The 23,625-nt window shown below is 60.3% G+C and carries 21 protein-coding genes; 16 read left to right on the top strand and 5 right to left on the bottom strand.

What is annotated here, in order from left to right:
• Positions 1-6: 6 nt before the first annotated feature.
• The 4 genes from HX812_RS30785 to HX812_RS30770 are packed head-to-tail and all read left to right on the top strand — an operon-like array spanning position 7 to position 4,035.
• Positions 7-789 carry a sugar phosphate isomerase/epimerase gene (locus tag HX812_RS30785; RefSeq protein WP_038845334.1) on the top strand — a complete coding sequence of 261 codons (783 nt, stop codon included), beginning with the start codon at positions 7-9 and terminating at the stop codon, positions 787-789.
• Positions 782-1,723: a sugar kinase gene (locus HX812_RS30780; protein ID WP_038845332.1), complete on the top strand. Its 942-nt coding sequence runs from the start codon at positions 782-784 to the stop codon at positions 1,721-1,723. Before HX812_RS30785 ends, HX812_RS30780 begins: the two co-directional genes overlap by 8 nt.
• Positions 1,724-1,768: 45 nt before the next feature.
• Positions 1,769-3,061, top strand: coding sequence for an MFS transporter (locus HX812_RS30775; protein ID WP_038845331.1), 1,293 nt, complete (start codon positions 1,769-1,771; stop codon positions 3,059-3,061).
• Entirely contained in the window at positions 3,058-4,035 is a 978-nt protein-coding gene (locus tag HX812_RS30770; protein WP_038845329.1) for a D-glycerate dehydrogenase, read from the top strand. Before HX812_RS30775 ends, HX812_RS30770 begins: the two co-directional genes overlap by 4 nt.
• Positions 4,036-4,105: 70 nt before the next feature.
• Here the strand turns inward: HX812_RS30770 and HX812_RS30765 are convergent, their stop codons facing one another.
• The gene (locus HX812_RS30765; RefSeq protein ID WP_038845327.1) at positions 4,106-5,731 is read right to left on the bottom strand and encodes a methyl-accepting chemotaxis protein; all 1,626 of its coding nucleotides are present in this window, start codon (positions 5,729-5,731) and stop codon (positions 4,106-4,108) included.
• A 236-nt stretch (positions 5,732-5,967) separates the two neighbouring features.
• On the opposite strand from HX812_RS30765, the gene HX812_RS30760 reads away from it, so the two are divergent.
• Entirely contained in the window at positions 5,968-7,395 is a 1,428-nt protein-coding gene (locus tag HX812_RS30760) for a nucleobase:cation symporter-2 family protein (RefSeq protein WP_038845326.1), read from the top strand.
• A 12-nt stretch (positions 7,396-7,407) separates the two neighbouring features.
• Entirely contained in the window at positions 7,408-7,869 is a 462-nt protein-coding gene (locus tag HX812_RS30755; protein ID WP_038845324.1) for an LEA type 2 family protein, read from the top strand.
• A gap of 62 nt (positions 7,870-7,931) precedes the next feature.
• Here HX812_RS30755 and HX812_RS30750 read toward each other — a convergent pair whose 3' ends face one another.
• Entirely contained in the window at positions 7,932-8,858 is a 927-nt protein-coding gene (locus tag HX812_RS30750; RefSeq protein ID WP_038845322.1) for a carbon-nitrogen hydrolase family protein, read from the bottom strand.
• Between the two features lie 81 nt (positions 8,859-8,939).
• Between HX812_RS30750 and HX812_RS30745 the strand changes: the two genes are divergently transcribed.
• A complete protein-coding gene (locus tag HX812_RS30745; RefSeq protein ID WP_038845319.1) occupies positions 8,940-9,833 on the top strand; it encodes a LysR family transcriptional regulator in 894 nt (297 codons plus the stop codon).
• Here the strand turns inward: HX812_RS30745 and HX812_RS30740 are convergent.
• A complete protein-coding gene (locus HX812_RS30740) occupies positions 9,826-10,080 on the bottom strand; it encodes a hypothetical protein (protein ID WP_003190904.1) in 255 nt (84 codons plus the stop codon). The two genes, HX812_RS30745 and HX812_RS30740, sit on opposite strands and share 8 nt — an antisense overlap.
• Before the next feature lie 163 nt (positions 10,081-10,243).
• On the opposite strand from HX812_RS30740, the gene HX812_RS30735 reads away from it, so the two are divergent.
• Positions 10,244-10,564 (top strand): YqjD family protein, encoded by a 321-nt coding sequence (locus HX812_RS30735; protein ID WP_038845316.1) that lies wholly within the window; start codon positions 10,244-10,246, stop codon positions 10,562-10,564.
• A gap of 33 nt (positions 10,565-10,597) precedes the next feature.
• Here HX812_RS30735 and HX812_RS30730 read toward each other — a convergent pair whose 3' ends face one another.
• Complete coding sequence (locus HX812_RS30730) at positions 10,598-11,635, bottom strand: Ldh family oxidoreductase (protein ID WP_033900373.1); 1,038 nt, start codon at positions 11,633-11,635, stop codon at positions 10,598-10,600.
• A gap of 202 nt (positions 11,636-11,837) precedes the next feature.
• Between HX812_RS30730 and HX812_RS30725 the strand changes: the two genes are divergently transcribed.
• A complete protein-coding gene (locus tag HX812_RS30725) occupies positions 11,838-17,024 on the top strand; it encodes a dermonecrotic toxin domain-containing protein (protein WP_038845315.1) in 5,187 nt (1,728 codons plus the stop codon).
• A gap of 19 nt (positions 17,025-17,043) precedes the next feature.
• Here the strand turns inward: HX812_RS30725 and HX812_RS30720 are convergent, their stop codons facing one another.
• Positions 17,044-17,313, bottom strand: a complete 270-nt coding sequence (locus tag HX812_RS30720) for a PepSY domain-containing protein (RefSeq protein ID WP_033900369.1) — start codon at positions 17,311-17,313, stop codon at positions 17,044-17,046.
• A 142-nt stretch (positions 17,314-17,455) separates the two neighbouring features.
• Between HX812_RS30720 and HX812_RS30715 the strand changes: the two genes are divergently transcribed.
• The 7 genes from HX812_RS30715 (at position 17,456) to HX812_RS30685 (ending at position 23,481) form a co-directional block, all read left to right on the top strand.
• Positions 17,456-18,451: a FecR family protein gene (locus tag HX812_RS30715; protein ID WP_038845313.1), complete on the top strand. Its 996-nt coding sequence runs from the start codon at positions 17,456-17,458 to the stop codon at positions 18,449-18,451.
• Positions 18,452-18,780: 329 nt separating this feature from the next.
• Entirely contained in the window at positions 18,781-19,239 is a 459-nt protein-coding gene (locus HX812_RS30710) for a hypothetical protein (RefSeq protein WP_038845311.1), read from the top strand.
• On the top strand, positions 19,236-19,787 hold the full coding sequence (locus tag HX812_RS30705) for a hypothetical protein (RefSeq protein WP_038845310.1): 552 nt from the start codon (positions 19,236-19,238) through the stop codon (positions 19,785-19,787). Before HX812_RS30710 ends, HX812_RS30705 begins: the two co-directional genes overlap by 4 nt.
• Positions 19,788-19,854: 67 nt before the next feature.
• Positions 19,855-20,601 carry a hypothetical protein gene (locus HX812_RS30700; RefSeq protein WP_038845308.1) on the top strand — a complete coding sequence of 249 codons (747 nt, stop codon included), beginning with the start codon at positions 19,855-19,857 and terminating at the stop codon, positions 20,599-20,601.
• Positions 20,602-20,661: 60 nt separating this feature from the next.
• Complete coding sequence (locus tag HX812_RS30695) at positions 20,662-21,342, top strand: C39 family peptidase (RefSeq protein ID WP_038845306.1); 681 nt, start codon at positions 20,662-20,664, stop codon at positions 21,340-21,342.
• 38 nt (positions 21,343-21,380) lie between these two features.
• The gene (locus HX812_RS30690) at positions 21,381-22,124 is read left to right on the top strand and encodes a hypothetical protein (RefSeq protein WP_038845305.1); all 744 of its coding nucleotides are present in this window, start codon (positions 21,381-21,383) and stop codon (positions 22,122-22,124) included.
• A gap of 49 nt (positions 22,125-22,173) precedes the next feature.
• Positions 22,174-23,481, top strand: a complete 1,308-nt coding sequence (locus tag HX812_RS30685; RefSeq protein ID WP_038845303.1) for a transporter — start codon at positions 22,174-22,176, stop codon at positions 23,479-23,481.
• Positions 23,482-23,625 lie beyond the last annotated feature (144 nt).

The raw sequence follows: 23,625 nt of genomic DNA, 5'->3' as shown, positions 1-23,625 counted from the left end.
ACAACAATGCATAAATACCCCGTCTCCATCAGCCTATCCAGCTACGGCGCCGACTTGGTACGCCAGCAGGGCCAATTGAGTTTTGTCGAGGTCCTCGCCGCCGCCGGCGCACAGCGCATCGAATGGCGCGAAGAGCTTTTAACCGACGAACAGCCCACCGAACTGGCCCAGGCCGCGGCGCAACAAGACCTGGAATCGGTGTTTTCATCGCCCCTGGAACTGTGGGTCGCCGGCCGCGCCCAAGCGAATGCCGAACTCGCGGCCACCCTGGATCGGGCGCAGGCGTTCGGTTCACGCTGGCTGAAAGTCTCCCTCGGCTACTTCACCGACACCAACGACCTGGAAAGCCTGCACGCCCTGCTCAACCGTCACGCGGTTCAGTTGCTGGTCGAAAACGACCAGACCCTGCACGGCGGCCGCATCGAACCCATGCAGCGTTTCTTCACCGAAGTGGAACGCCTGGGCCTGCCGGTCAAGATGACCTTCGATATCGGCAACTGGCAGTGGCAGGACCAATCCGCCCTCACCGCCGCACGCCTGCTGGGCCGGCATGTGGATTACCTGCACTGCAAGGCCGTGGCCCGGCGCGCCGACGGCAAGCTGGTCGCCCTGCCGCCTGGCGCCACCGACCTGCATCTGTGGGAACAACTGCTCAAGCACATGACTCCAGGTATTAGCCGGGCAGTGGAATTCCCGTTGCAAGGTGATGACCTGGTCGCAATTACTGCCCAGCAGGTCGCCGCCCTCGCCCTGCTGGGCCAACCTCGTGTGGAGCGTGCTCATGTCTGAGATCGATATCCTGTCGTTTGGTGAAACCATGGCGATGTTCGTCGCCGAGCAAACCGGCGATTTGGCCCAGGTGGCTCAGTTCCATAAACGCATCGCGGGCGCCGACAGCAATGTCGCCATCGGCCTGTCGCGCCTGGGCTTCAACGTGGCGTGGTTGAGTCGGGTGGGCAACGATTCCCTCGGGCGCTTTGTGGTCGACACCTTGACCCAGGAAGGCCTGGATTGCCGGCATGTGGCGGTCGACCCGCTGCACCCCACCGGTTTTCAATTCAAGTCCCGCGAAGAAGCCGGTGATGATCCCCAGGTGGAGTACTTCCGCAAGGGCTCGGCGGCCAGTCACCTGTCCATCGCGGCCATCAGTCCTGCCTTGCTGCAAGCCCGCCATCTGCATGCCACCGGGATTCCGCCCGCATTGTCCGAGGCGACACGCGAGTTATCCGTCGAGCTGATGACGCAGATGCGCAAGGCCGGGCGCAGCGTGTCGTTCGACCCCAACCTGCGCCCGTCGTTGTGGGCCAACCAACAAACAATGATCCGCGAAATCAGCGCCCTCGCAGGGCTCGCCGATTGGGTTCTGCCGGGCCTGGGCGAAGGCCGTCTGCTCACTGGTTTCGACGACCCGGCCGACATCGCCGCGTTCTACCTCGACCAGGGCGCCGAAGCCGTGGCCATCAAGCTCGGCCCGGACGGCGCCTACTACCGCACGCACCTGGACCAGGGCTTTGTTGCCGCCGTGCGCGTGGACAAAGTCGTGGACACGGTCGGAGCCGGTGACGGTTTCGCCGTGGGCATGATCAGCGCCCTGTTGGAAAACCTCAGCTTTCCCGAGGCGGTACAGCGCGGCAACTGGATCGGCAGCCGCGCCGTGCAAAGCCGTGGCGATATGGAGGGCCTGCCCGCCCGTTCAGAGTTACCGATTCGATCCGTTGCCTAAACCCCTCCCTGTTGCCACAACTACAACAAGCTCAGGAGCAACCCCATGGACACCGTGAAACTCGCCACCCGCCGTTGGTGGTACATCATGCCCATCGTTTTTATCACCTACAGCCTGGCGTACCTGGACCGCGCCAACTACGGCTTTGCCGCCGCCTCCGGGATGGCCGAAGACCTGATGATCACCCCCGGCATGTCGTCGTTGCTGGGCGCGCTGTTTTTCCTTGGTTACTTTTTCTTCCAGGTACCGGGGGCGATCTACGCGCAAAAGCGCAGCGTCAAGAAGCTGATTTTCGTCAGCCTGATCCTGTGGGGCGGCCTCGCCACCCTGACCGGCGTGGTGTCCAACGCCTACATGCTGATCGTGATTCGCTTCATGCTTGGCGTGGTCGAAGCCGCCGTGATGCCGGCGATGCTGGTGTACCTGTGCCACTGGTTCACCCGTGCCGAACGCTCGCGCGCCAATACCTTCCTGATCCTCGGCAACCCGGTGACCATGCTGTGGATGTCGGTGGTGTCGGGCTACCTGGTGCAGCATTTCAGCTGGCGCTGGATGTTTATCATCGAAGGCCTGCCGGCGGTGCTGTGGGCGTTTATCTGGTGGAAGCTGGCCGATGAGCGTCCCAAGGATGCCAAGTGGCTGAGCGACTCCGAGAAACAGGATCTGGAAACCGCGCTGGCCGCCGAGCAAGTCGGGATCAAGGCGGTAAAGAACTACGCCGAAGCCTTCCGCTCACCCAAGGTGATCATCCTGGCCCTGCAATTCTTTTGCTGGAGCATCGGCGTGTACGGCTTTGTGCTGTGGCTGCCGTCGATCCTCAAGCAAGGCTTGCAGATGGACATGGTCGAGGCCGGCTGGTTGTCGGCGCTGCCCTACCTGGCGGCGGTGATTGGCATGCTGGTGGTGTCGTGGGGCTCGGACAAGCTGCAAAAGCGCAAACGTTTCGTATGGCCGCCGTTGCTGATTGCCTCGATTGCTTTCTATGCGTCCTACGTGCTCGGTGCCGAACACTTCTGGTGGTCCTACACCTTGCTGGTGATCGCCGGGGCCTGCATGTACGCGCCCTACGGCCCGTTTTTCGCGATTGTCCCGGAGATCCTGCCGGCCAACGTCGCCGGAGGCGCCATGGCGCTGATCAACAGCATGGGCGCCCTGGGTTCATTCGGCGGCTCGTACCTGGTGGGCTACCTCAATAGCAGCACCGGTTCACCCGGCGCTTCGTACTTGCTGATGAGCGGCGCGTTGCTGCTGTCGGTGGTGCTGACGATTTTTCTCAAGCCCGGCGCGAGTGATCGCACGCCGGTGCCCCACCTGGAATTGAAGGTAAAGACCGCATGAAAAAGTCCGTCGTGTTGTACAAGAAACTCTCTGCGCCGCTGATGGCCCGCCTGCATGAACAGGCCGATGTCACGCTGATCGAAGCACTCGACGACACCGGCCTGGCCAAGCTGCGCGACGCCCTGCCCGGCGCCCACGGCCTGTTGGGCGCCAGCCTGCGCCTTGACGCCACGCTGCTCGACCTGGCGCCGCAGTTGCAAGCCGTGGCCAGCGTTTCGGTCGGCGTCGACAACTACGACATCGACTACCTGACCGCGCGCGGCATCCTGCTCAGCAACACCCCCGACGTGCTCACCGAAACCACCGCCGACACCGGTTTTGCGCTGATCCTCGCCACCGCCCGGCGTGTGGTGGAACTGGCCGACATGGTGCGCGCCGGCCAGTGGCACAAAAACATCGGCCCGGCGCATTTCGGCAGCGATGTGCATGGCAAGACCCTGGGCATCATCGGCATGGGCCGCATCGGTGAAGCCTTGGCCCAGCGTGGGCATTTTGGCTTTGGCATGCCAGTGATCTACCACAGCCATTCCCCCAAGCCGGCGGTGGAGGCACGTTTTGGTGCGCAATACCGCAGCCTGGACGACTTGCTGCAACAGGCCGATTTTGTTTGCCTGACACTGCCACTGACGGCCGAGACGGAAAAGCTGATCGGCGCCGAACAGTTCGCACTGATGGGCCCAGAGACGATCTTCATCAATATTTCGCGGGGCAAGGTGGTGGATGAAGCGGCGCTGGTGGCGGCGCTGCAACAGCGCACCATTCGCGCGGCGGGGTTGGATGTGTTTGAGAAGGAGCCGCTGGATCACGGCTCGCCGTTGTTGCGCTTGAATAATGTGGTGGCGACGCCGCATATCGGTTCGGCCACCCATGAGACGCGGGAGGCCATGGCCAAATGTGCGGTGGATAATCTGTTGCAGGCGCTGGCCGGTGAGCGACCAAAAAACCTGGTGAATGCCGCCGTGTGGAAACACTGATTCTACTGTGGTGAGCGAGCTTGCCTCGCGCGGGGCAAGCCCGCTCACCACAAAGAGCAGGTTCCTGCATTCAGATAACGAACCGCGCCACCATCCCATTCAAATCCACCGCCAGGCGCGACAGTTCATGACTGGCCGCGCTGGTCTGGTTGGCCCCCGCCGCCGACTGGGTCGCCAGGTCGCGGATGTTGACGAGGTTGCGGTCCACTTCGCGGGAGACTTGGGCCTGTTCTTCCGACGCACTGGCGATGACGAGGTTGCGTTCGTTGATCAGGCTGATGGATTGGGTGATCTGCTCCAGCGCCACACCGGCGGCGCGGGCCATTTCCAGGGTGTCCTGGGTGCGCTGGTTGCTCTGCTGCATCGACTGCACGGCCTCACCGGTGCCGTTCTGGATGCCGGCGACCATTTTCTCGATCTCCTGGGTCGACTGCGCGGTGCGATGGGCCAGCGCACGCACCTCATCGGCCACCACCGCAAAACCCCGCCCCGCTTCACCGGCACGCGCCGCCTCGATGGCGGCGTTGAGCGCCAGCAGGTTGGTCTGCTCGGCAATCGCGCGGATCACGTCCAGCACTTTGCCGATATCGCGGCCTTGGGTGGCCAGGCCTTCGATCATCGCGGCGGTGTTTTGTACGTCCTGGGTCATGGTCTGGATCGCGCCGACGGTTTCCACCACACGGTCGCGGCCTTCACGGGCGGCCTGGTTGGACTGGGTCGAGGCCTCAGAGGTAGAGACCGCGTTGCGCGCCACTTCTTCCACCGCCGCCGTCATCTCATTGACCGCAGTGGCAGCCTGGTCGATTTCGTTGTTCTGTTGTTGCAGGCCCTTGGACGCCTCTTCGGTGACTGCGCTCAACTCTTCCGCCGCTGAAGCCAGCTGCGTCGCGGAGCCTGCGATGTGCTGGATGGTCTGGCGCAGGTTAGCCTGCATCGTGGCCAATGCGCCGAGCAGGCGGGCCGGTTCGTCCTTGCCGTCGTCTTCGATGGTTTTGCTCAGGTCACCGCTGGCGATGGTTTCGGCGACGGCTACGGCTTTGCGCAGCGGCGCGACGATGCTGCGGGTCAACAACCAGGCCAGTAGCACGGTGAGTAATGCGGCAGCGATGGAAACTGCAACAACGCCGGTGATCGCGCCGTCATAGCTCTGCCCGGCTTCAGCGTCGGCGGTCTTGGCATCGGCCGCGTTGATGGCGATGAGCTTGTTCAGTTGCTCGCCCATCTGGTCGGTACCGTCCTTGATGCGGCTGTTGATCAGTGCGCGCATCTCATCCACTTTGCCCTGCTTGGACAGCGCGAGCATGTCGGCCTGGGCCTTGAAGTAGTTATCCAGCGTGACCACGAAGGTTTTGTACAGCGCGGCTTCTTCCGGGCCGGCAGGCAGCGCCGCGTAGCTGGCTTGGGCCGTCTTGACCTTGTCGGCGAGCACACTCATGCGGGTTTCGGCCTCTTGCAGGCTGGCCGGCTCGCGGTTGACCAGCACACGGAACGACAGGATGCGCAAGCGCAGTACGTTTTCGGTGATGATGCCCAGCGAGGTCACGCTGGGCAGTTGGGTCGCGGTCATGTCCACGGAGGATTGGCGAATCTGTGCCATGCGGTTGACCGCAAACACCCCCAGTAAAACCACTAACAACGCAATGAATGCAAAACCGAGAAACGCTCGAGGGGCAATGTTCAACTGGCGCAGGGACATAGGGGGGGCTCTCAGAAGTAGTGTTTGCGAGCGTCCCTGCTGCGAAACGATCAGTCGGCGTCAACGCGCCGTTCTGACCCTTGGGTCACCACTGTTGTCGTTGGTATGTGGGCCTATCCTCGATATCGGCAGGCCCTGGGGTTTCCCACAGGCCCGTCATAAATATTTTTTTACACTTCTGACGACCGGCAGTTTCTGGCATCCTGCGCCTCCATTTTCTGACCCGAGCCCGTATTTTGTCTGACGCTCAAGCCCCCCGCCCGCGCTATAAATCCGACCTGATCTACGGCCTGGAAGACCGCCCGCACTTCACCGCCGCGATTTTTGCCGCGTTGCAGCATGTGCTGGCGAGTTTTGTCGGGATCATCACGCCCACGCTGATCGTCGGCGGCGTGCTGGGCCTGGAAAGCGAAGTGCCGTATCTGGTGAGCATGGCGCTGTTTGTGTCGGGGCTCGGCACCTTTGTGCAGGCGCGCAAGTTCGGCCCGATAGGGTCAGGGCTGTTGTGCCTGCAGGGCACCAGCTTTTCCTTTATCAGCGTGATTCTCAGCGCGGGTTTCATGGTCAAGGCCCGGGGCGGCGGTACTGATGAGATTCTCTCGACGATCTTCGGTATCTGCTTTTTCGCCGCGTTTATCGAGGTGGTGCTGAGCCAGTTCATCGGCAAGCTGCGCATGCTGATCACCCCGGTGGTCACCGGCACCATCATTACCCTGATGGGCTTGTCGCTGATCAAGGTGGCGGTCACCGACATGGCCGGTGGCTATGGCGCCCAGGACCTCGGCGCGGCCGCCAACATGGGCCTCGCGGCCTTGGTGCTGCTGACCATCGTGGTGCTCAACCGCTTCAGCAATCCGTTCCTGCGCTTGGGCTCCATCGTCATCGGCCTGACCCTGGGTTTCGTGGTGGCCTGGCTGATGGGTCGCGTGGACATGGCCGCATTGCCCCAGGTGCCCTTGATCAGTGTGCCGGTGCCGTTCAAATATGGGTTTTCGTTCGACTGGGTGGCGTTTATCCCGGTGGCGGTGATCTTCCTGATTTCGCCGTTGGAAGCGGCCGGTGACCTGACCGCCAACTCGATGATTTCCCAGCAGCCGGTCAAGGGCCCGCTGTATATCAAGCGCATCAAGTCGGGCCTGCTCGCCGACGGCCTCAACTCGGCAATGGCGGCCACTTTCAACAGCCTGCCGATGGTGACCTTTGCCCAGAACAACGGCGTGATCCAGTTGACCGGCGTGGCCAGCCGCTATGTGGCGTACTTCATCGCCGGCCTGCTGGTGTTGCTGGGGCTGTTCCCGATGATCGGCGCGGTGTTGCAACTGATGCCCAAGCCGGTACTGGGCGGCGCGACGCTGATCATGTTCGGCACCGTGGCCGTGGCGGGTATCAAGATCCTTGCCGAAGCCGGACTGCACCGCCGCAACGTGCTGATCGTGGCGATCTCCCTGGGCATGGGCCTAGGCGTAGCTGCCGTGCCGGAAGTACTGCGCGACCTGCCCAAGGCGCTGCACAACATCTTCGAGTCGCCGATCACTGTGGGGGCTTTCTGTGCAATCCTGCTGAACATTTTCCTGCCGGAAGAGTTCATAGAGCTGGAAGAAGATGAATTTGATCCGGAGTCCTCGACCCTCAAAGTGATGCAGGACCCGGACGTCACGAAATAAGGGACACTTTTTATGCGCAAGCTCATGGTTCTATCGTTACTGCTGCTGACCCTGAGCGCCTGCGCGCTGTTCCCCAACCGCGACCCGGTAAACATCAACGTGGTGGGCATCGAGCCCCTGCAAAGCCAGGACCTGGAAGTGCGCTTCGCCGTGAAATTGCGGGTGCAAAACCCCAATGAAACGGCGATCGACTACAACGGCGTGGCCCTGGACCTGGAGGTCAACGGCCGGCCGCTGGCGTCGGGGGTGAGTGATCAACGCGGTTCCATCCCACGCTTTTCCGAGACCGTTCTGATGGTGCCGGTGAGTGTTTCGGCGTTTTCGGTGTTGCGCCAAACTCTGGGGCTTAGCCAGACCCAAAGCCTGAATAACCTGCCCTATGTGTTGCGGGGCAAGCTGGCCGGTGGGCTGTTTGGCACGATGCGCTTTGTCGACCGAGGCACACTGAACCTGCCGAATACCGCCACCTGGTAAACGCCATGCAACTAACATTGCTGACCTGTGGTTGTGGCGAGCGGGCTTGCCACAGCAGTGTTTTAGTCGGTGATATAGCGCACGCCCGGTTTGGCGCGCTCATCCACCACCAACTCGAATACATCCGGCCGGGCATAGTGGCCGACTACGTCATAGTCATAACGCGCGCGCACCAAATCATCCGTGTTGATCTGCGCGGTCAACAACCCCGCCTCGCCCAGCAACGGCCCCGCCAGAATGTCGCCCATGGGGCCGACGATCACACTGCCCCCTGCGATCAACGGTCGCTCAGCCGGCCAGTTGGCAACCTCGATGCCCAACGCCTCGGGCGACGCCTGCACCTGGCACGCACTCACCACAAAGCAGCGCCCTTCATGGGCCACATGGCGCATGCTCACCTGCCACATCTCGCGCTCGTCCACCGTCGGCGCGCACCACACCTCCACCCCCTTGGCGTACATCGCCGTGCGCAGCAACGGCATCATGTTTTCCCAGCACACCGCGCCGCCGACACGTCCCACAGCCGTATCGATCACCGGCAGGGTCGAGCCGTCGCCCTTGCCCCAGATCAGCCGTTCGGTACCGGTGGGCATTAATTTGCGGTGCTTGGCCACCAGCCCGCCCGCAGGCTCGAAATAAAGGACCGTGCAATACAGCGTGCTACCGCTGCGCTCGATCACACCCACAACCAGGCTGGCGCCGGTGCGTGCCGACAGCCCGGCCAGCGCCTGCGTTTCAGCCCCCGGTACATCGATGGCATTGGCAAAATAGCGGGCAAAGGCTTCACGCCCTTCCGGCAGGCGGTAACCCAGTTGCGTGCCGAACCCTTCGCCCTTTGGATAGCCACCGAGCAACGCCTCCGGCATGACCACCAGTTGCGCAGCGCTACGGGTGATTTCGTCTTCATAGCCGAGAATGTGCGCCAGGGTTTCAGCCTTGCCGCCAGGCAAGGAACCGATTTGCAACGCCGCCACAGTAGAAACAGGCATCAGGATTACTCCGAAGTCAGGGGTTGCCCATTCTCCCGCCAGCCTCGATCATGAATAAAGCCCACTTCAGTGCTGAATGATATGAGCCAAATCAATATCGCCCAGGTCGATCTCAACCTGCTGAAAACCTTTGAAGTCCTGCATGACGAGTCCAGCGCCAGCCGCGCGGCCTTGCGCCTGGGCGTGACGCAATCGGCCATCAGCGCAGGCTTGCGGCGCTTGCGCGAGGTGTATGGCGATCAATTGTTCGTGCGCACCGGACGTGGCCTGGCGCCGACCTTGCGGGCCAACCAGTTGAAACCGCTGATCAGTGAAGCACTGGATCGCTGCCGGCAGAGCCTGGCCATGGTCGACCCGGACAATCAGCACTATCAGGGGCGCTCCGTGGTGCTAGGGCTGTCGGATGATTTCGAAATTGCCTACGGCCGCCGGCTGATCGAGGCCATCGCTCAACGGGCGCCGAAACTGCGGGTGATCTTCCGTCAGACCCACAGCCAGATCGTCGCAGGCGCCCTGCTCGACCGCAGCCTGGACCTGGCAATCACAGCCGGTGGTTTTGCCCACGGCCGACTGAGCCGCCATGTGCTGGGAGAAGGCGATTATCGCTGCCTTGTGGACTCGGACCAGGCCAGCATCAGCCTGGATGAGTTCGTCGCACGCGAGCATGTGCTGGTGTCGTCCGGCGGGTTTATCGGGATCACTGACGAGGGTTTGGCGGCGCAAGGGCTGAGCCGCCAGGTGTGTGCGTCCACCAGCCACTTTGCTGCGCTGCCTTTTCTGCTCAAGGGCAGCCAGGCGGTGGCGACCATCCCCGGTCACGCCGCCGAGGCCATCGGCGCGATGACCGGCTTGCGGGTACTGGCTTGCCCACTGGCGCTGCCGCGTTACCCGGTGGAGTTGGGCTGGCGCACCCAGGCGCAGCTCGATCCGCTGCTGCTGAAAGTGCGTGAAGCGATTGTCGCGAGCTTTACTTAGCGGCGGCCATCAACTTGTTGACTTCACTGCGCACCATGTTGGAAAACTCCGGCGGCGACATGCCGTCCAGCTCCGCACGCACCCACTCGGCCCACTTGCCTTTGCGCTTGGCGCGTTCACCGAACAGACGTGCGGCCTCGCCCTTGGCCTTGCCCAGGTTGGTTTGCCACAGGTCGTAGAGGCGGGACTTTTCATCTTCCAGCTCGGCGCGTTCGGCGAGGGTCTTGTTGGCCAGATTGAAGCTCATGTTGATTTACCTGCTGCACAAATAGGCGACATCTTACACTGTAGGTCGAAATTTCCTGATTCGGATTTTGCCCAAGACCGGGCAACGGCAAAAAAACTGCAACTTTTGCCGTCGCCCGACACTCCATTGTTCACTGTCACATTCACCTGCAAGGAGTCACACAATGGCCCGCAAATCTGCCGCCCAAACCGTCGAAGATCAAATCAAGGATCAAGCCTTCAGTGAACTGACGGCGTTGATCGAAGAGTCGGACAAACTGCTCAAAAGCAGCGCATCCCTGGTAGGCGAAGAAGGCGAGACCCTGCGCGAACAGGTCGCCATCAAGCTTAAGCAGGCCCTGGACTCGGTGTCCAATGTGCGCGAGCGCAGCAAGCCGGTGGTGGATGCCACCGAAACCTACATCGGTGGTCATCCGTGGCAGACCGTTGCCATTTCCGCAGGCTTTGGCCTGGTGGTCGGCTTGCTGCTGGGTCGTCGCAACTGATGACACCGGGCTGCGCCAATGGCGCAGCCCTTTTCAGCCCGCCGCCAAGGCGCGCAGGTTTTGCAACTCCTGCGCGTCCAGCAAGATCCCTTCCTGCTCTGACTTAGCCCGCGTACGGTGCCGCCGATCCCCCGGCAAGCGCCGCAGCCCTGCCGCATGCATCTGTCGCACCAGTTCCTGGCTGCGCTCGGCAAAGCTTTGCCCGGCGGTCTTGCTGGGGTCGATCACGATCAACAGTTGGCCGGTCCACGGCGTGCGTGCGCCTGGGTGATCGGACCAGTTGAACTCAAATGAGAAGTTGCCACCGGTCAACGCCGCGGCCAGCAGTTCGACCATCATCGACAGCGCGGAGCCCTTGTGCCCGCCAAACGGCAACAGCGCGCCGCCTTCAAGGATGGCCTTGGGGTCCTGGGTCGGCTGGCCCAGCCCGTCGACGCCCATGCCCGGCGGCAAACGCTCGCCTTTGCGCGCGGCAATTTGCACATCGCCATGGGCGATGGCACTGGTGGCCAGGTCGAACACAATCGGCAAGCCATCGGCGCGCGGCGCGGCGAAGGCAATGGGGTTGGTGCCGAACAGCGGGCGGTCGGCACCGTGGGGCACCACGCAGGTCATGCTGTTGACCACGCTCAGGGCCACCAAGCCTTGTTCGGCAAAGGGTTCGACATCCGGCCACAGGGCCGCAAAGTGATGGGAATTGTGAATAGCCAGCAAGGCAATTCCGGCACTGCGGGCTTTTTCCACCAGTAAAGGCCTGGCAGCCTCCAGGGCCGGCTGGGCGAAGCCGTTGCCGGCATCCACCCGCACAAACCCACTCGCCACATCCGTGACCTGGGGCACCGCGCGGCCATTCACCCAGCCACTGGCCAGGGTGCTGATATAACCAGGAATACGAAAAATGCCATGGCTGTGGGCGCCATCGCGCTCGGCGCTGGCGCAGTTGCTGGCGAGGATCGCGGCCACTTCAGGTGAAGTGCCATGGCGTTCGAACACCTGCTGCAGCAACGCCACCAGCGCACTGAAGCCTAGGGAGACACTGGAACCTTCAACGACCTTGGACGGCGTAGACATCTGAAGCTCCGAATTATGATTGGAAGGGGCGACAAGACGGGTAACTCAAGACTGTGATTAAACAACGCGCCCGCGGCCTGCTGTCAATCGACTTTGCGCGGGGTGATTTTTGCGGCAGTTATCTACCGCCGACATAGGGCCCTCGCCCTTTAACGTGCTGCTCACCGCTGATCGCGCCCCCGACCCAGATTGAGAGCCAGCCATGACCCATGTAACGCCGCCGTATTTTTTTGATGAGTACCTGCGTCCAATCACCCGTAAGCAACCCACCGACCGCGAGCGAGCATTGGGTTTGACGCTCAAGGACGTCAACTGGCTCGGCACGGTTTACATCGCCAACCATAGCGGGCGCCATGACCGCGATGAACCGATGACCGTAGAAACGCTGATATTGGAAACGCCAGGCATGTCTTCGATTGCACTCGCCGGCGCGTTCATGATGAGCCCCACCCCTGATGAGAAAAAGGCCGTGCTGTACACCCCGTATGGCGGTATCGAGGTATTCGACCATCGGGGCGCCTGCCTTTCTGAGCTAATACAACGCTTGAAAAATCCGTTTTTATATATTGATTTAATTAGATTTTTACCCATAAAACAGCGCAATGCGTTCACCCCGAAGAGCACGTTTACCCTCACCACCGCCACGGTTGAGCATTGGGTGTTTCAGGATCAGCAAAAAACCATCATGGCCAATCAGGCGCAAGATCTGCAACGCATGCATGAAGCGCTGCGCACCCTGCCCACGTTGCCCGAATGGCTCGAGGCCGTACTCGAAACTATTGGCGCAGGGATCCCGCAGTTTGAAGGCCTGACGCTAAAAGACACGCGGGTCAACAGTTTCATGGCATCAGCCGATGACAGCACAAACGACCTACCTCGCTGGGTGGGCTCAGCCACCTTGGCTGAAACCCTGCTGCAGTATTATGCAAAGTCAGCATGGCCAGCGGACCGTACACGCACCTTCGTCAACCCCAAGCATGACACCCGCAGTTTTACCCCAATCCAACGCAAGCAAGACGAGGAACGCTGGGAAAGTCTGGTGCAGCATGGCGCTGCAATCCTCACCAAGATCCTGGGCTTTTTGTTGGAAGCATGGTGGTACGCCCCCATGGATAACGAGAAGTCTCACCCGGAACAGTCCCGCATGGAGTTCTTCGCGCAAGTGATGAGCGACAAGTTCCGTGTGGACCTGCTGTTCAAGCGCCAGAGTGAAAGCAACGCCCTTTCTTCAGGAGAAGCACGCGACCTGCTCGCGGTCTTACTTCCCGACCGCGCAGCCCGTAGCGCCTGGCGCAGTACCTTGCATATCGAGAAGGTCAACATCTACGCGCCCTACCAGCACTATGTGGAGCTCGCCGCTACCCTGCTGATGAGTGACGAACACGCCTACCTGTACACCCAGTCCCGCGGGTTGCAAGTGCTCAAGGACGTCGATGATCTCAACGACACCCTGTTGAGCATGCTCAAGGCCGCCGGGCACCAGGACGAACTGCTCAACTTTCTGTCCCTGGAGGAGCGCAGCGCGTACCTCGCCATGCGCGGCGTACAGGTCAGCGGCCAGCCGGTGCAGGGCCATGTGTTCGAGGAGATGGTCAGGGGAATTTACGACAAGCAAATGAGTAACCTGGAGCACGCACTCACGCTGTTCCGCCGCAGTGATGGCGCGGTGAACCTGACTGCCTTGCTCGACTGTTCCCTGGACATACGCCATATGCTCGACAGCCGCCTGCTGGAGCTGGATACCCAAGGGCGTTGGAGCCTGCACCCGGTCAGCAGCGGCAATGGCCGACCGTCTACGGTGCAGGCAGAGCGCGCCAAACTGCAATTGCAGGCGCTGAAAGCGGATGAAGACGCGCTGCTCAAACAACGCGCCAAGCACCCCACCTTGCGCAGCCTTGCGACAAAAGCCCTGAACGAGGAAATGAAAAAGCGCTACCTGGACCTGGATGCCAGCAATGTCTACATCAATACCTACCCCAGCGAAGCACAGGACAGAGAAGAACGCCTGCCGTCGTCATCGGTGAACATGCTGGAGCATTTCATCCAATACCTGGCAAATGCTGCTGGGGATATAGGCAGCACGCCTCGCATCGGCTTTTACGGCACCCGCGAAGGTGGCGCCGCCATGAGCTGGAATAGCATCAATAGCCACGTGTTCAATGCCGTAATCAAGCAAGTCGCGACCTCTTTCGTGGAGCGCGATGTCCGTACACTGCCCAGGCGGTTCCTGAAAAATAACGGCGACGAGATGATCAAGGCGCTGATGCACGGCCTGCGCAGCGAGGCCGAGTTGCGCCTGCTTAATCACACGTTGAGCCCGGATCATTACGCGATCTTGGATACAGTGTTGCGCCCTGACAGCATGACGCGCGACAAGCGCCATGGGTTGCAAGGCTTTTTACCGGACGCCTTCTCGTTGACGGTGACTCTCAACGAAGGCAAAGAACTTCATCCACTGGCCAACTGCTTTGTGCTGACCGAACGCGGTGGCCTCGACCCACATCTTTCAGGCAAGGTGGTGTTGTGGACGCCCCAATACGGCTATGAGCCTTTCACTTCGCTGATTACCCTGCGCAAGGCACTCGAACAGCGCCTGAAAAATTCCACTCGTCGCACCGCACTGCTGATGAACCTGTCCATCAGCTTTCGCCAGCCTCATCAAGAATATCTCCTGGGGCCACTACAGCGTATCGACGAACATTTTCTACACAACCGCCAACAGAGCCACCTCGCTCACCATCTCGACTCCCTCGATTACTGGCTTGCCATGTCGCTGGGGCCCAAACAACTTCAGGACCGCCTGGACGATGAAATGGGCAGGATGGCGCCATCCAATATCGGCAGGGCCAAAGCCATTGCGACCGCTATGGTTCGGCAACAGGGCCTGCCCGCCTGGCTGGGCATGGCGTCGGCCGCGGATCAGTTGCTGCATGCCGAGTTGCTTGAGCAATATCGCTTAAGTGCCCCCGACAATCAGGATTACCTGCACAGCCTGCCGACCTTGGGTGAACACGTCGCCGAACGCTTGCGCGCCTTGCTCCAGGCACGTTTCCCCGACGATGCGCTGGACCCGGAAAACATCCTGATCCCCGCACGGGTGGTGCTCAACGGGCATACCCAAAGCCTGGTCGATTTTGCCCAGCGCCATTTGCCCGATCTGCAACCCGACAATCTCACCCCTAAAGCACGCGCCACCGAGGCCCTGCCTGCTTCACTGGATGGCAATGCGATTGTGCAACTGGTGCGTCAACTGGACATCGGCAAAACCTACCGCGACCTGCTCACGACCCACCTCACCGCCGACACCGACATCGCCCGCCAGCGCCGCAAACTATTCTGCCATCAACTGCCCTGGCAAGTGCTGCGCCATGCCCATGAGGAATACCTAGAAGAGCGTCTGAGCCCATCGTCCTGGGGGTTTATCCAGCAAATTTTCGACATGCCGGACGACGTTGCCCGGGATGCCGTTATCGGCGCCACGGCGATGATCCGCCCCATGGAACTGATTGCCACCCCCGGGGCGACACCGGCGAAGGTGCGCGGTGTTTATGTGATCGGCCCAAAAGCCAACGCGACAGGCCCGCTGGTGCTCTATGCGCCTTATGCCCCCATCAGCGTCTTAAAGGAGTACGGCACCGAGGAAAAACTGCTCGACGACATCAACGCCGCTGGTCCGCTGCAGGAGTGGATCATTCGTCAGTTAGGCGACCCCGATCAGGCGACGTTTCGAAATCGCTTCAAACAGCCGACGAATCAGGGGGACAAACAACCAGAGCCAGTCAAACTCGCCTCGAACCCCATCCTGGGTAACCTCCTGCGCCAGCTGTTCCACGACAACACCGAGCAGTTGCTGGACATGCTTTCCTGCCAGTTCGAGGAGGGGGGCAAACACCCGTGGGATGGCATTACCAGCCTGCTGCGCAAAGGCATTCCCATGGCACTGCAATTTATTGGGGGCAAACTCAAATTCCCCTTGGTGGTATGGCGTAGCTTCAAGCTCTTCGAGGCCAGCGCCGAAGACTTGCAAGAGCAGCACTTCGGCACAGGCCTGCGCAAATTTATCCAGGGCTTGGCGACCCTGGCCTCGCTGCGCAAGGAGCTCGACGCGTTGCTCCCCTCGGACACCGTACCTGTATCGCCCGGCGCCCCCGCCCCGCAAGGCCCCGTGCCAGCCACCACGGTGGACACGTTGGACATGACCCACCCGGTGCGCACACAACTACGGCGGTTCGAGGATGTGACAGTGGCGCTGACCGACCTGCAATTGGACTCACGCAGCCACGTGTATACCCAACCGATCAATAACCGCAATTATGTCGCTGTAGCAGGTCGCGTTTACCCCGTAGCAAGAAGCGGTGCGGGGTGGCGCATAAGCGTTGCCAGGGAGCTGGGCCCGTTTGTCGAACGCAACGCACAGGGACAATGGGTACTGGACCTGTCCGAGCGGGAGCCCCGCTTCGGGCCAACTCTGTCGCGTTTTAGAGGTTTGGTGGTCACCCGCAGAACAGAGCGCGATTCCATCAATATTGAAGCAGCAGGTCTGCCAGCCATTCGCGGGCTGAGCTGGGAGATGGGGCTCGCCATCGACAGAGCGCTCAACGTCGCGCTGTATTACACCAATACATGTCAGCGCAACTTGACGTTATTTGCACAGCAACGCGACCCCAACTCAAGAGTCGGTCGCTTCCTCGGTGAGATGTTCGGCGTCGTCACTTTAAACCCGAGCCAAGTCGCAAGAATACGAGATCGAGTCACGCAAATTATGGAGGCGCTGACCCAGCAAGACCTGCTCGCGCTGGACTCTGAACGATTCGTCTATGGGACAGCTCGTTGGCCCGAAGATGACTCGGTCGCTTTTGTAATCCCTGAGGATGCACAGCGAAAAATCTATTTGCTGACCCCCTTCTTCATAACGGGCATGGATGTCTATGAAAACCACCTTAACGCACCGTTCGACCTTGATGACCACGCGCGTGCGGCCACCCTGATTCATGAGTTGAGCCACTTGGGGGCGAGGACTGAAGACTTCGCCTACCTGGATTCCATGCGGCCCTTTCTTGACCTGATTCGTCGTGGCAGTACGGATGGCCTGCGCATGCACACGGCGCTGTCCAATCTGCAAAGCACCGCGCTGTCCGTACTCACACCTGAAAGCACGCTGTTTAGAACCTGCGACAACGTGGCGGGGCTCTGGGAGGACTTTGGCCAGAGGGGATCGACCAAGGTACGCGACAAGATATTGCATCTCACCGGCACCAAGACACTGGACGAGGCCCGGCAAATCTTCATGAGCGATGTAGACCGCCGAATAGACATCATCCTGGGTAATGCAGACTCGGTGACCCTTCTGATTACGCACCTGGGAAGGCAGTTGGATCCGGGGGCCTGAACAGGCCCCCGAGGGGGTATCAGTCTTTCTGGTCGCGCAGGATGTTGCCCGACGCACCATCGATACGCGCTTCATACACCGTGCCGTCGGACTTGCGCCCTTTGACTTCCCAATAGCCGTTGTCATCAGCCTCGGCGGCATACACCTCGACATAACCGGCCTTGGTCTTGGCGACTTCAATCGCCTTCTCGATGGTGATCCAGCCTGCCCCCGGTTTATCGGCCAGGGCGGCACCGGCACTGAGCAGTGCGGAAGTTGCACACAGGGCGATTAAGGTTTTCTTCAACATTTTCGTTCTCCATTGTGGGAATGTCCTGAATCTTTTAGGTATTTCCAAACGAGAATAAGTTCCAATTGATGTGCAATCGCCATGATGGCTGTTCTCGCCACCTCCCCCAGGAGGTTAGAATGTGCGAAATCAGGATGAGTTAATGAGCGAAAAGTCCCTTTCAGAAGCCGAATATGACGCCATCACCGACGCCGCCGCGCATTGGTGCATGCGCCTGCACGCGGGCGATTGCACGACGAGCGAGCGTCAGGCTTTTGAACAGTGGCACGACTCCCACCCGCTGCATGCCTTTGAATACGCGGCGATGCTGGAGATATGGGACGTTGCCGACCACCTCCCCCGCCACGAACCCACGCCGGTGGTGGTGCCGCTCAAACCCCGCAGTCGCGTGCGCACCTACGCCGTGGCGGCGGCGATCTGCCTGGTCGCCCTGCCCCTGGCAGCCTTTACGGGGTGGGAAGCCGGTTGGCTGCCCAGTTCCTACGAGCGCTTTGAGGCTGCCAACGGTTTGCGCCTGGTCACCCTGGGTGATGGCAGCCAGGTGGAACTTAACCTGGGCACCGAGTTGGTCTACAGCAACTACAAGGACCAGCGTCGGGTCACGCTGAAAAAGGGCGAAGCGTTTTTCAAAGTCAGCCATGACAGTGCCCATCCCTTTATCGTGCACGCTGGCGCAGGCCAGGTTCGGGTGACGGGCACCCAGTTCAACGTCTGGAAATACGAAGACCAGGTACGGGTGATGTTGCTGGAAGGCTCAGTGCAGATTGCCAGCGACCAGGTCCACGGCAGTGTGCCTCTGACGCCCGGCATGCAGGCCAGTTACCAACAAGGTGATGCCACGCCCCGCGTGCGGACGATCAGCCCTGATGACACCGCCCTGGCCTGGCGCCAGGGCAAACTGATCCTCGACAACCTGGCGCTGGCCGATGCGTTGCCGCTGATCAACCGCTACCTCACCAAACCGGTGATGCTGGCCGACGCCAACACCGGGGCGATCCGCATCGGTGGCATCTACAACATCAGTGAGGTCAACCACCTCATTGCCTCCCTGCCCAAGGTTTTGCCGGTCTACCTGACCCAGAATCAGGATGGCAACCCCGTACTCAACGCCATCCCGCGTAAAACGCCTAAAGGCTGAGCTTCTGCCCACAGTTGCGGGCTTTGTCATGCCTGAAGTGTCCGTTTTTTTAACACGCCCTTGCCCTGAAGCGCCCGTGCACAGCGGATTCATCGTTTTGTCATGGGCGGTGTTACAGCGCTGATACAACCGAGTGAAGCGTTTGCGCAGTGGCTGGGTAGCTGCGAATGGCTGGGGCGTTGTTTCATTCCTGAAACAGCACTGCTATCACTTTGCCCATCAATATCCTCAACACTTTGAATAAAAACACAAAATAAAAAGCGGCACGGCTTCTGCTCTATCCCTTACAGCGCTGTTTAGGGTCAGCGCGAAGAATAAGGAATGCCGCCGTGAATACACTCACTCAAGGTTCGATGAACGTACTGCTGATCAGCTGTGTACTCAGCGCCAGCATCATGGTTCCGAGCCATGCGGGTGACGGCGTAATCGTCACCGGGCGCGACGTACAGGGACATATGTACGGTCGGTCTTCGTTTGGTCCTGATCCTTACCCCCAGACCGCCAATGCCAATCCAAGCCGGGAAATCCTGGGCGCCCTTTCGGGCGAACTGAGTGACCGAGACTTCGGCGCCGTCAGCAGCGGCTTGAGCATCACCCGCGCCATCCAGCCCAACGGCAACCTCTCCGGCTTGAGTGCCACTCAAAACAGCATGTCCACCTTGGGCGCCGGCGCAGCCGCCAGCCGCTCCGGGGGCAGTGGCAGCATGGGGGGGCAGATCAGCGATTCGATCCAGCGTGGCCTGGCGCCGTTGAACAACATCGGCAGCATGATGGGGGGCAAACAATGAACCGCGCCCTGTTCCTTCTGGCCCTGCTCACCAGCGCTTCGGCCATGGCCGACAACACCGCCGTGATCAATAACAGCGGTAAAGACTACCGCGGCAACCTGATGATCAACCAGGCCGCAGGCAACCAGCAGCAAACCGCCAACAACCGCGCCGTCGCGCTGGGTGGTCAGGCGACCACCAGCAATATCCAGAGAATGGACGGCAAGGTGGACCCGTCCCTGAACGCCAAGGCGGCGATCGAGGGCACTTCTTTCAGCAATGGCAACGGCATGTTGGGCATCAACCAGTCTGCCGGGGCCAATAACCAATTAGTCAATGCGGTGCGGATCAGCGTCAACCCTGGCCCGCAAAGCATCGACGACAGCGTCCTGTTGCAACAGAACACGACGACGCTGGCAACCGACTCAGGGCTCACCCCCACCACTGGCAGCCGCCAGGTCGTGACAAGCGACCAGGCCTTCACCGGCAGCCGAGGAGTGATTCAGGTGAACCAGAGTGCTGGGGTGGGGAACCGAGTGGCTAACACCCTGGGCATCACTATCAAGTAACCGCTTGGTAGCACGAGTTAGACCGTACCAACACTTAACCAACTAATTAGAAGCAAGGAGAAACACCATGAAACCTCAAATGGCCCTGAAACCAATGGTTTTCGCTCTCGCCGCACTCATGGCTGCTGCTGCTCAAGCAGGTGGTGGCTGGCACCCTGCGCCTCAACCTACCGGCACTGGCGCCGCGGTTGTAACTGACACTCAAAAAAGCGAACACAATAAGTTCGATGACACCAAAACTGAAAACAACGCTTCTGCCGATGGCTCGGTAACCTACAACTCCGGTAACGTTGGCGTAGTCAACCAAGCTGGCAGTGGTAACCAAGGCGACAATGATGTGGCCATCATGAGCGGTAAAGGCGACTTCCTGACCGTGTTCTCCGTCATCGATTCGGACCAAAGCAGCCAACACAACAACTTCATCAACAAAGGCACGCAAAACAACGCCTCTTTGGATCGCTCCGTCAACAACAACTCGGGTAACGTAGGGTATGTCGGCCAAGCAGGCCAAGGCAACCAAGCCAAAAACAGCCTGGCCATCTCTACCGCTGATGGCAAAAACATCGCGGCGGCCACCAACACCGAGCAAACCTCGCTCAACAACAGCTACCTCAACGCTGCCGCAACCAGCAATGGTTATGGCCATGGCAGCAAACCTCAGTACGTATCCAACAACTCCAGCCTAGACAGCTCGGTTAATGGCAACTCCGGCAACATTGGGGTAGTCCTCCAATCTGGCTCGGGTAACCAAGCGGCCAACAAACTGTCGGTCAGCCAAGGTTGCACCGTCTGCACCAGCGGCGTGCGCTTCTGATCCAACGGGGCCTTGGCAACAAGGCCCTTTTTATTCCAGCGTCCATCAGGTCAGACGATCATGCGCCTCACGACCCTCACCCTCTTGATGCTGCTCACCGGCCCGACTTGGGCAGGCACCATGGCGATCTCCGCCATGCCTGGCGGTGCAGTCATCTACAAGAAGGTCGAGAGTATCCGTGAACGCAAGTTCGCCAACCTGGTGGAACAGAAAACCGATTTCAGCTGCGGTGCTGCGGCACTCGCCACCATCCTGCGCCAGGGCTATTGGCTGGACGTAGACGAAGACCACGTCATCAAAGGCATGCTGGTCAATGCAGACCAGGCACTGGTACGTACCCAGGGCTTTTCCATGCTGGACATGAAGCGCTACCTCGAAAGCATCGGCATGCGTGCCCGGGGCTACAAAATCGGGCCAGATACCCTGGTGACCGTGAAAATCCCTGTGGTGGTGTTGCTGGAAATTCGGGGCTACAAGCACTTCGTGGTGTTGCAGCGTGCGGATAAGGACTGGGTGTATATCGGCGACCCGGTGCTGGGCCACAAACGCTACTCACGTGACGACTTCGTCAAGGGTTGGAATGGCATCGTCTTCGCCGTACTGGGTGAAGGTTACGACAAGGCCAACGCCTTGCTCGACCCACCCACGCCACTGACCGCCAAGAACCAGTTGAATGAGTTCAGGCCCGTAGGCGATGCCGAGCTGATGGACTTCGGTTTCATCCAGAGCGACTTCTTCTAAGAAGCGCAATAAGGAGCAGGACGCTCCAGGAGCAGAAGATGAACACTTCCCGTTGGCTGACGGTCTTGTGTCTGGCAGCCTCAATGCCCGCTTATGCTTCGTCGGGGTTCAAACCGATCGAACTCAAGGACTCGGAAATGGCCGAGCTGCGCGGTCGTTATGTGATGCCAGGGCGGATTGTCAGCTTCGGTATTGTCATGAGCAGCACCTGGACCAATGCCGTGGGCGACACCATAACTGGCAAGGCCAGCATGCAAGTCGATTCCTCCACCATCACGCCACAATTCTACGTACAGACCACGGGCTCTACCGGTACGGGCACCAATCCGAACGCGGGCACCGGTAACGTCAGCGGAGGCGCCGGCCTGGGCACAGGCACAGGTGTGACCCAAAGCGTGCGCGCAGCCGGCGACGGCAACAGCGCGTACAACAATGTCGGGATCAACGTCACCGAGAACGGCTTCGCCCCATCCAATGTCGTGCAATCCGGCCAGGTGCTGGTCGCCGGCGGCACCGTCACGGGTGACAGCGCAGCAGGTCGCGTGAGTGTGTCGGCCAACAATGGCGGCTTGCAGATGGCGATCCAGGGCAACCACAACCAAGGCAATAGTCTTCAGCAAATTGGCGGCGGCCAGGTGCTGCAAGGCACCGTGTTGACCGGCGATAGAAACTTCGTCTCCAACATGACCCAACTCAATGTGGTGATGAATAACGGGCTGAACAACCCGGCATTGAATTGCAATCTGGACCAACTCAAAGGCCTACGCACTCTCGGTTATTGAACTACGCTGACCCTCGACACTTACGCATTAGAAAAGGACGGCTTATTTCATGCATCGATCGTTATCGCTACGTGCGGTGGTCTGTTTAAGTACGCTCTTGCCCGCATCCGTTCTGTATGCCGCGCCAGATGCCGATATCGAGACCCTCAAACAGGAGCTTCTGGAACTCAAGCAGCGGTACGAAGTGCAGCAAAAAGCCTTGGCGGTATTGGAGCAACGGGTTCGCCAAGTGGAGGACCAACCCGCGACGCCCGCGCCCAAACGCTTGGCCAAATCCCCGGCAGACTTTCAGAAAGCCAGCGGCGGCGCGACCGTGGCAGGCACGGGCGCTGCGGCCGCATCCGGCGGGGCGGGTGGCGGTGGCAGTTCTTATGGGCAGTCGCTCAAGGACGATTCGGCGCCCGCGCAAAGCGTGAGCAACCTCTACAACGAAGCCAGCGGCTTCTTCGGCAACGGCAAGTTCAGCTTTGAAACCGGTATTACCTACGCGCGCTACGATGCACGCCAGCTCACGCTCAACGGTTTCCTGGCACTGGACTCGATCTTCCTCGGTAATATCAACCTGGACAGGATCAAGGCGGACAACTGGACGCTGGACCTGACCGGTCGCTACAACCTCGATAACCGCTGGCAGTTCGATGTAAACGTGCCGGTGGTGTACCGCGAATCGACTTACCAGTCCGGCGGTGCGGGCAACAATGCCAATGCCACCTCGGAAGAGTCGGTCAGCCGCGACCCGACCATCGGCGACGTCAACTTCGGTGTGGCGTACAAATTCCTGGATGAGACCCCCACCCTGCCGGATGCGGTGGTGTCGCTGCGTGTCAAGGCGCCTACCGGTAAGGAACCGTTCGGCATCAAGTTGGTACGCTCAACCGCCAACGACAACCTGTATGTGCCGGAAAACCTGCCGACCGGTAACGGTGTCTGGTCGATCACGCCGGGAATCTCGCTGGTCAAGACCTTCGATCCGGCCGTGCTGTTTGGCTCGTTCTCCTACACCCACAACTTCGAAGAATCGTTCGATGACATCAGCAGTGACGTCAACCAGAAAGTCGGCGGCAAGGTCAGCCTGGGTGACAGCTTCCAACTGGGCGTCGGTGTTGCCTTTGCACTCAACGAGAAGATGAGTATGTCGTTCTCGGTGTCCGACCTGATCCAGCGTAAAAGCAAGCTCAAGCCCAATGGCGGGGATTGGCAGTCGGTGGTGTCCAGCGATGCCAACGCCGGTTACTTCAACGTGGGCATGACGATTGCGGCGTCGGATAACCTGACGATCGTGCCGAACCTGGCGATCGGGATGACAGATGATGCGCCGGACTTTACGTTTAGCCTGAAATTCCCGTATTACTTCTGATTATAGTGAGCGGGCTTGTCGAATCGTCGCACCGCCCGCGCCAGGAGGCGAAGCATCCCCGATAACAACGCCTCCATACTTCTGTTAGACCGAGGAGCCTGAGTTTAGGGCGGCTTCGCCACCCAGCGCGGGGCAAGCCCGCTC

It is taken from the genome of Pseudomonas sp. IPO3749, from assembly GCF_013386605.1.
In the GTDB taxonomy this organism is placed as follows: domain Bacteria; phylum Pseudomonadota; class Gammaproteobacteria; order Pseudomonadales; family Pseudomonadaceae; genus Aquipseudomonas; species Aquipseudomonas azotoformans_A.
This window is presented reverse-complemented; position numbering and strand designations above follow the sequence as displayed.

Coding starts and splice junctions, on each gene's coding strand:
- HX812_RS30785 (WP_038845334.1), top strand. CDS start 7: ATGCATAAATACCCCGTCTCCATCAGCCTATCCAGCTACGGCGCCGAC.
- HX812_RS30780 (WP_038845332.1), top strand. CDS start 782: ATGTCTGAGATCGATATCCTGTCGTTTGGTGAAACCATGGCGATGTTC.
- HX812_RS30775 (WP_038845331.1), top strand. CDS start 1,769: ATGGACACCGTGAAACTCGCCACCCGCCGTTGGTGGTACATCATGCCC.
- HX812_RS30770 (WP_038845329.1), top strand. CDS start 3,058: ATGAAAAAGTCCGTCGTGTTGTACAAGAAACTCTCTGCGCCGCTGATG.
- HX812_RS30765 (WP_038845327.1), bottom strand. CDS start 5,731: ATGTCCCTGCGCCAGTTGAACATTGCCCCTCGAGCGTTTCTCGGTTTT.
- HX812_RS30755 (WP_038845324.1), top strand. CDS start 7,408: ATGCGCAAGCTCATGGTTCTATCGTTACTGCTGCTGACCCTGAGCGCC.
- HX812_RS30750 (WP_038845322.1), bottom strand. CDS start 8,858: ATGCCTGTTTCTACTGTGGCGGCGTTGCAAATCGGTTCCTTGCCTGGC.
- HX812_RS30745 (WP_038845319.1), top strand. CDS start 8,940: ATGAGCCAAATCAATATCGCCCAGGTCGATCTCAACCTGCTGAAAACC.
- HX812_RS30740 (WP_003190904.1), bottom strand. CDS start 10,080: ATGAGCTTCAATCTGGCCAACAAGACCCTCGCCGAACGCGCCGAGCTG.
- HX812_RS30735 (WP_038845316.1), top strand. CDS start 10,244: ATGGCCCGCAAATCTGCCGCCCAAACCGTCGAAGATCAAATCAAGGAT.
- HX812_RS30730 (WP_033900373.1), bottom strand. CDS start 11,635: ATGTCTACGCCGTCCAAGGTCGTTGAAGGTTCCAGTGTCTCCCTAGGC.
- HX812_RS30725 (WP_038845315.1), top strand. CDS start 11,838: ATGACCCATGTAACGCCGCCGTATTTTTTTGATGAGTACCTGCGTCCA.
- HX812_RS30720 (WP_033900369.1), bottom strand. CDS start 17,313: ATGTTGAAGAAAACCTTAATCGCCCTGTGTGCAACTTCCGCACTGCTC.
- HX812_RS30715 (WP_038845313.1), top strand. CDS start 17,456: ATGAGCGAAAAGTCCCTTTCAGAAGCCGAATATGACGCCATCACCGAC.
- HX812_RS30705 (WP_038845310.1), top strand. CDS start 19,236: ATGAACCGCGCCCTGTTCCTTCTGGCCCTGCTCACCAGCGCTTCGGCC.
- HX812_RS30700 (WP_038845308.1), top strand. CDS start 19,855: ATGAAACCTCAAATGGCCCTGAAACCAATGGTTTTCGCTCTCGCCGCA.
- HX812_RS30695 (WP_038845306.1), top strand. CDS start 20,662: ATGCGCCTCACGACCCTCACCCTCTTGATGCTGCTCACCGGCCCGACT.
- HX812_RS30690 (WP_038845305.1), top strand. CDS start 21,381: ATGAACACTTCCCGTTGGCTGACGGTCTTGTGTCTGGCAGCCTCAATG.
- HX812_RS30685 (WP_038845303.1), top strand. CDS start 22,174: ATGCATCGATCGTTATCGCTACGTGCGGTGGTCTGTTTAAGTACGCTC.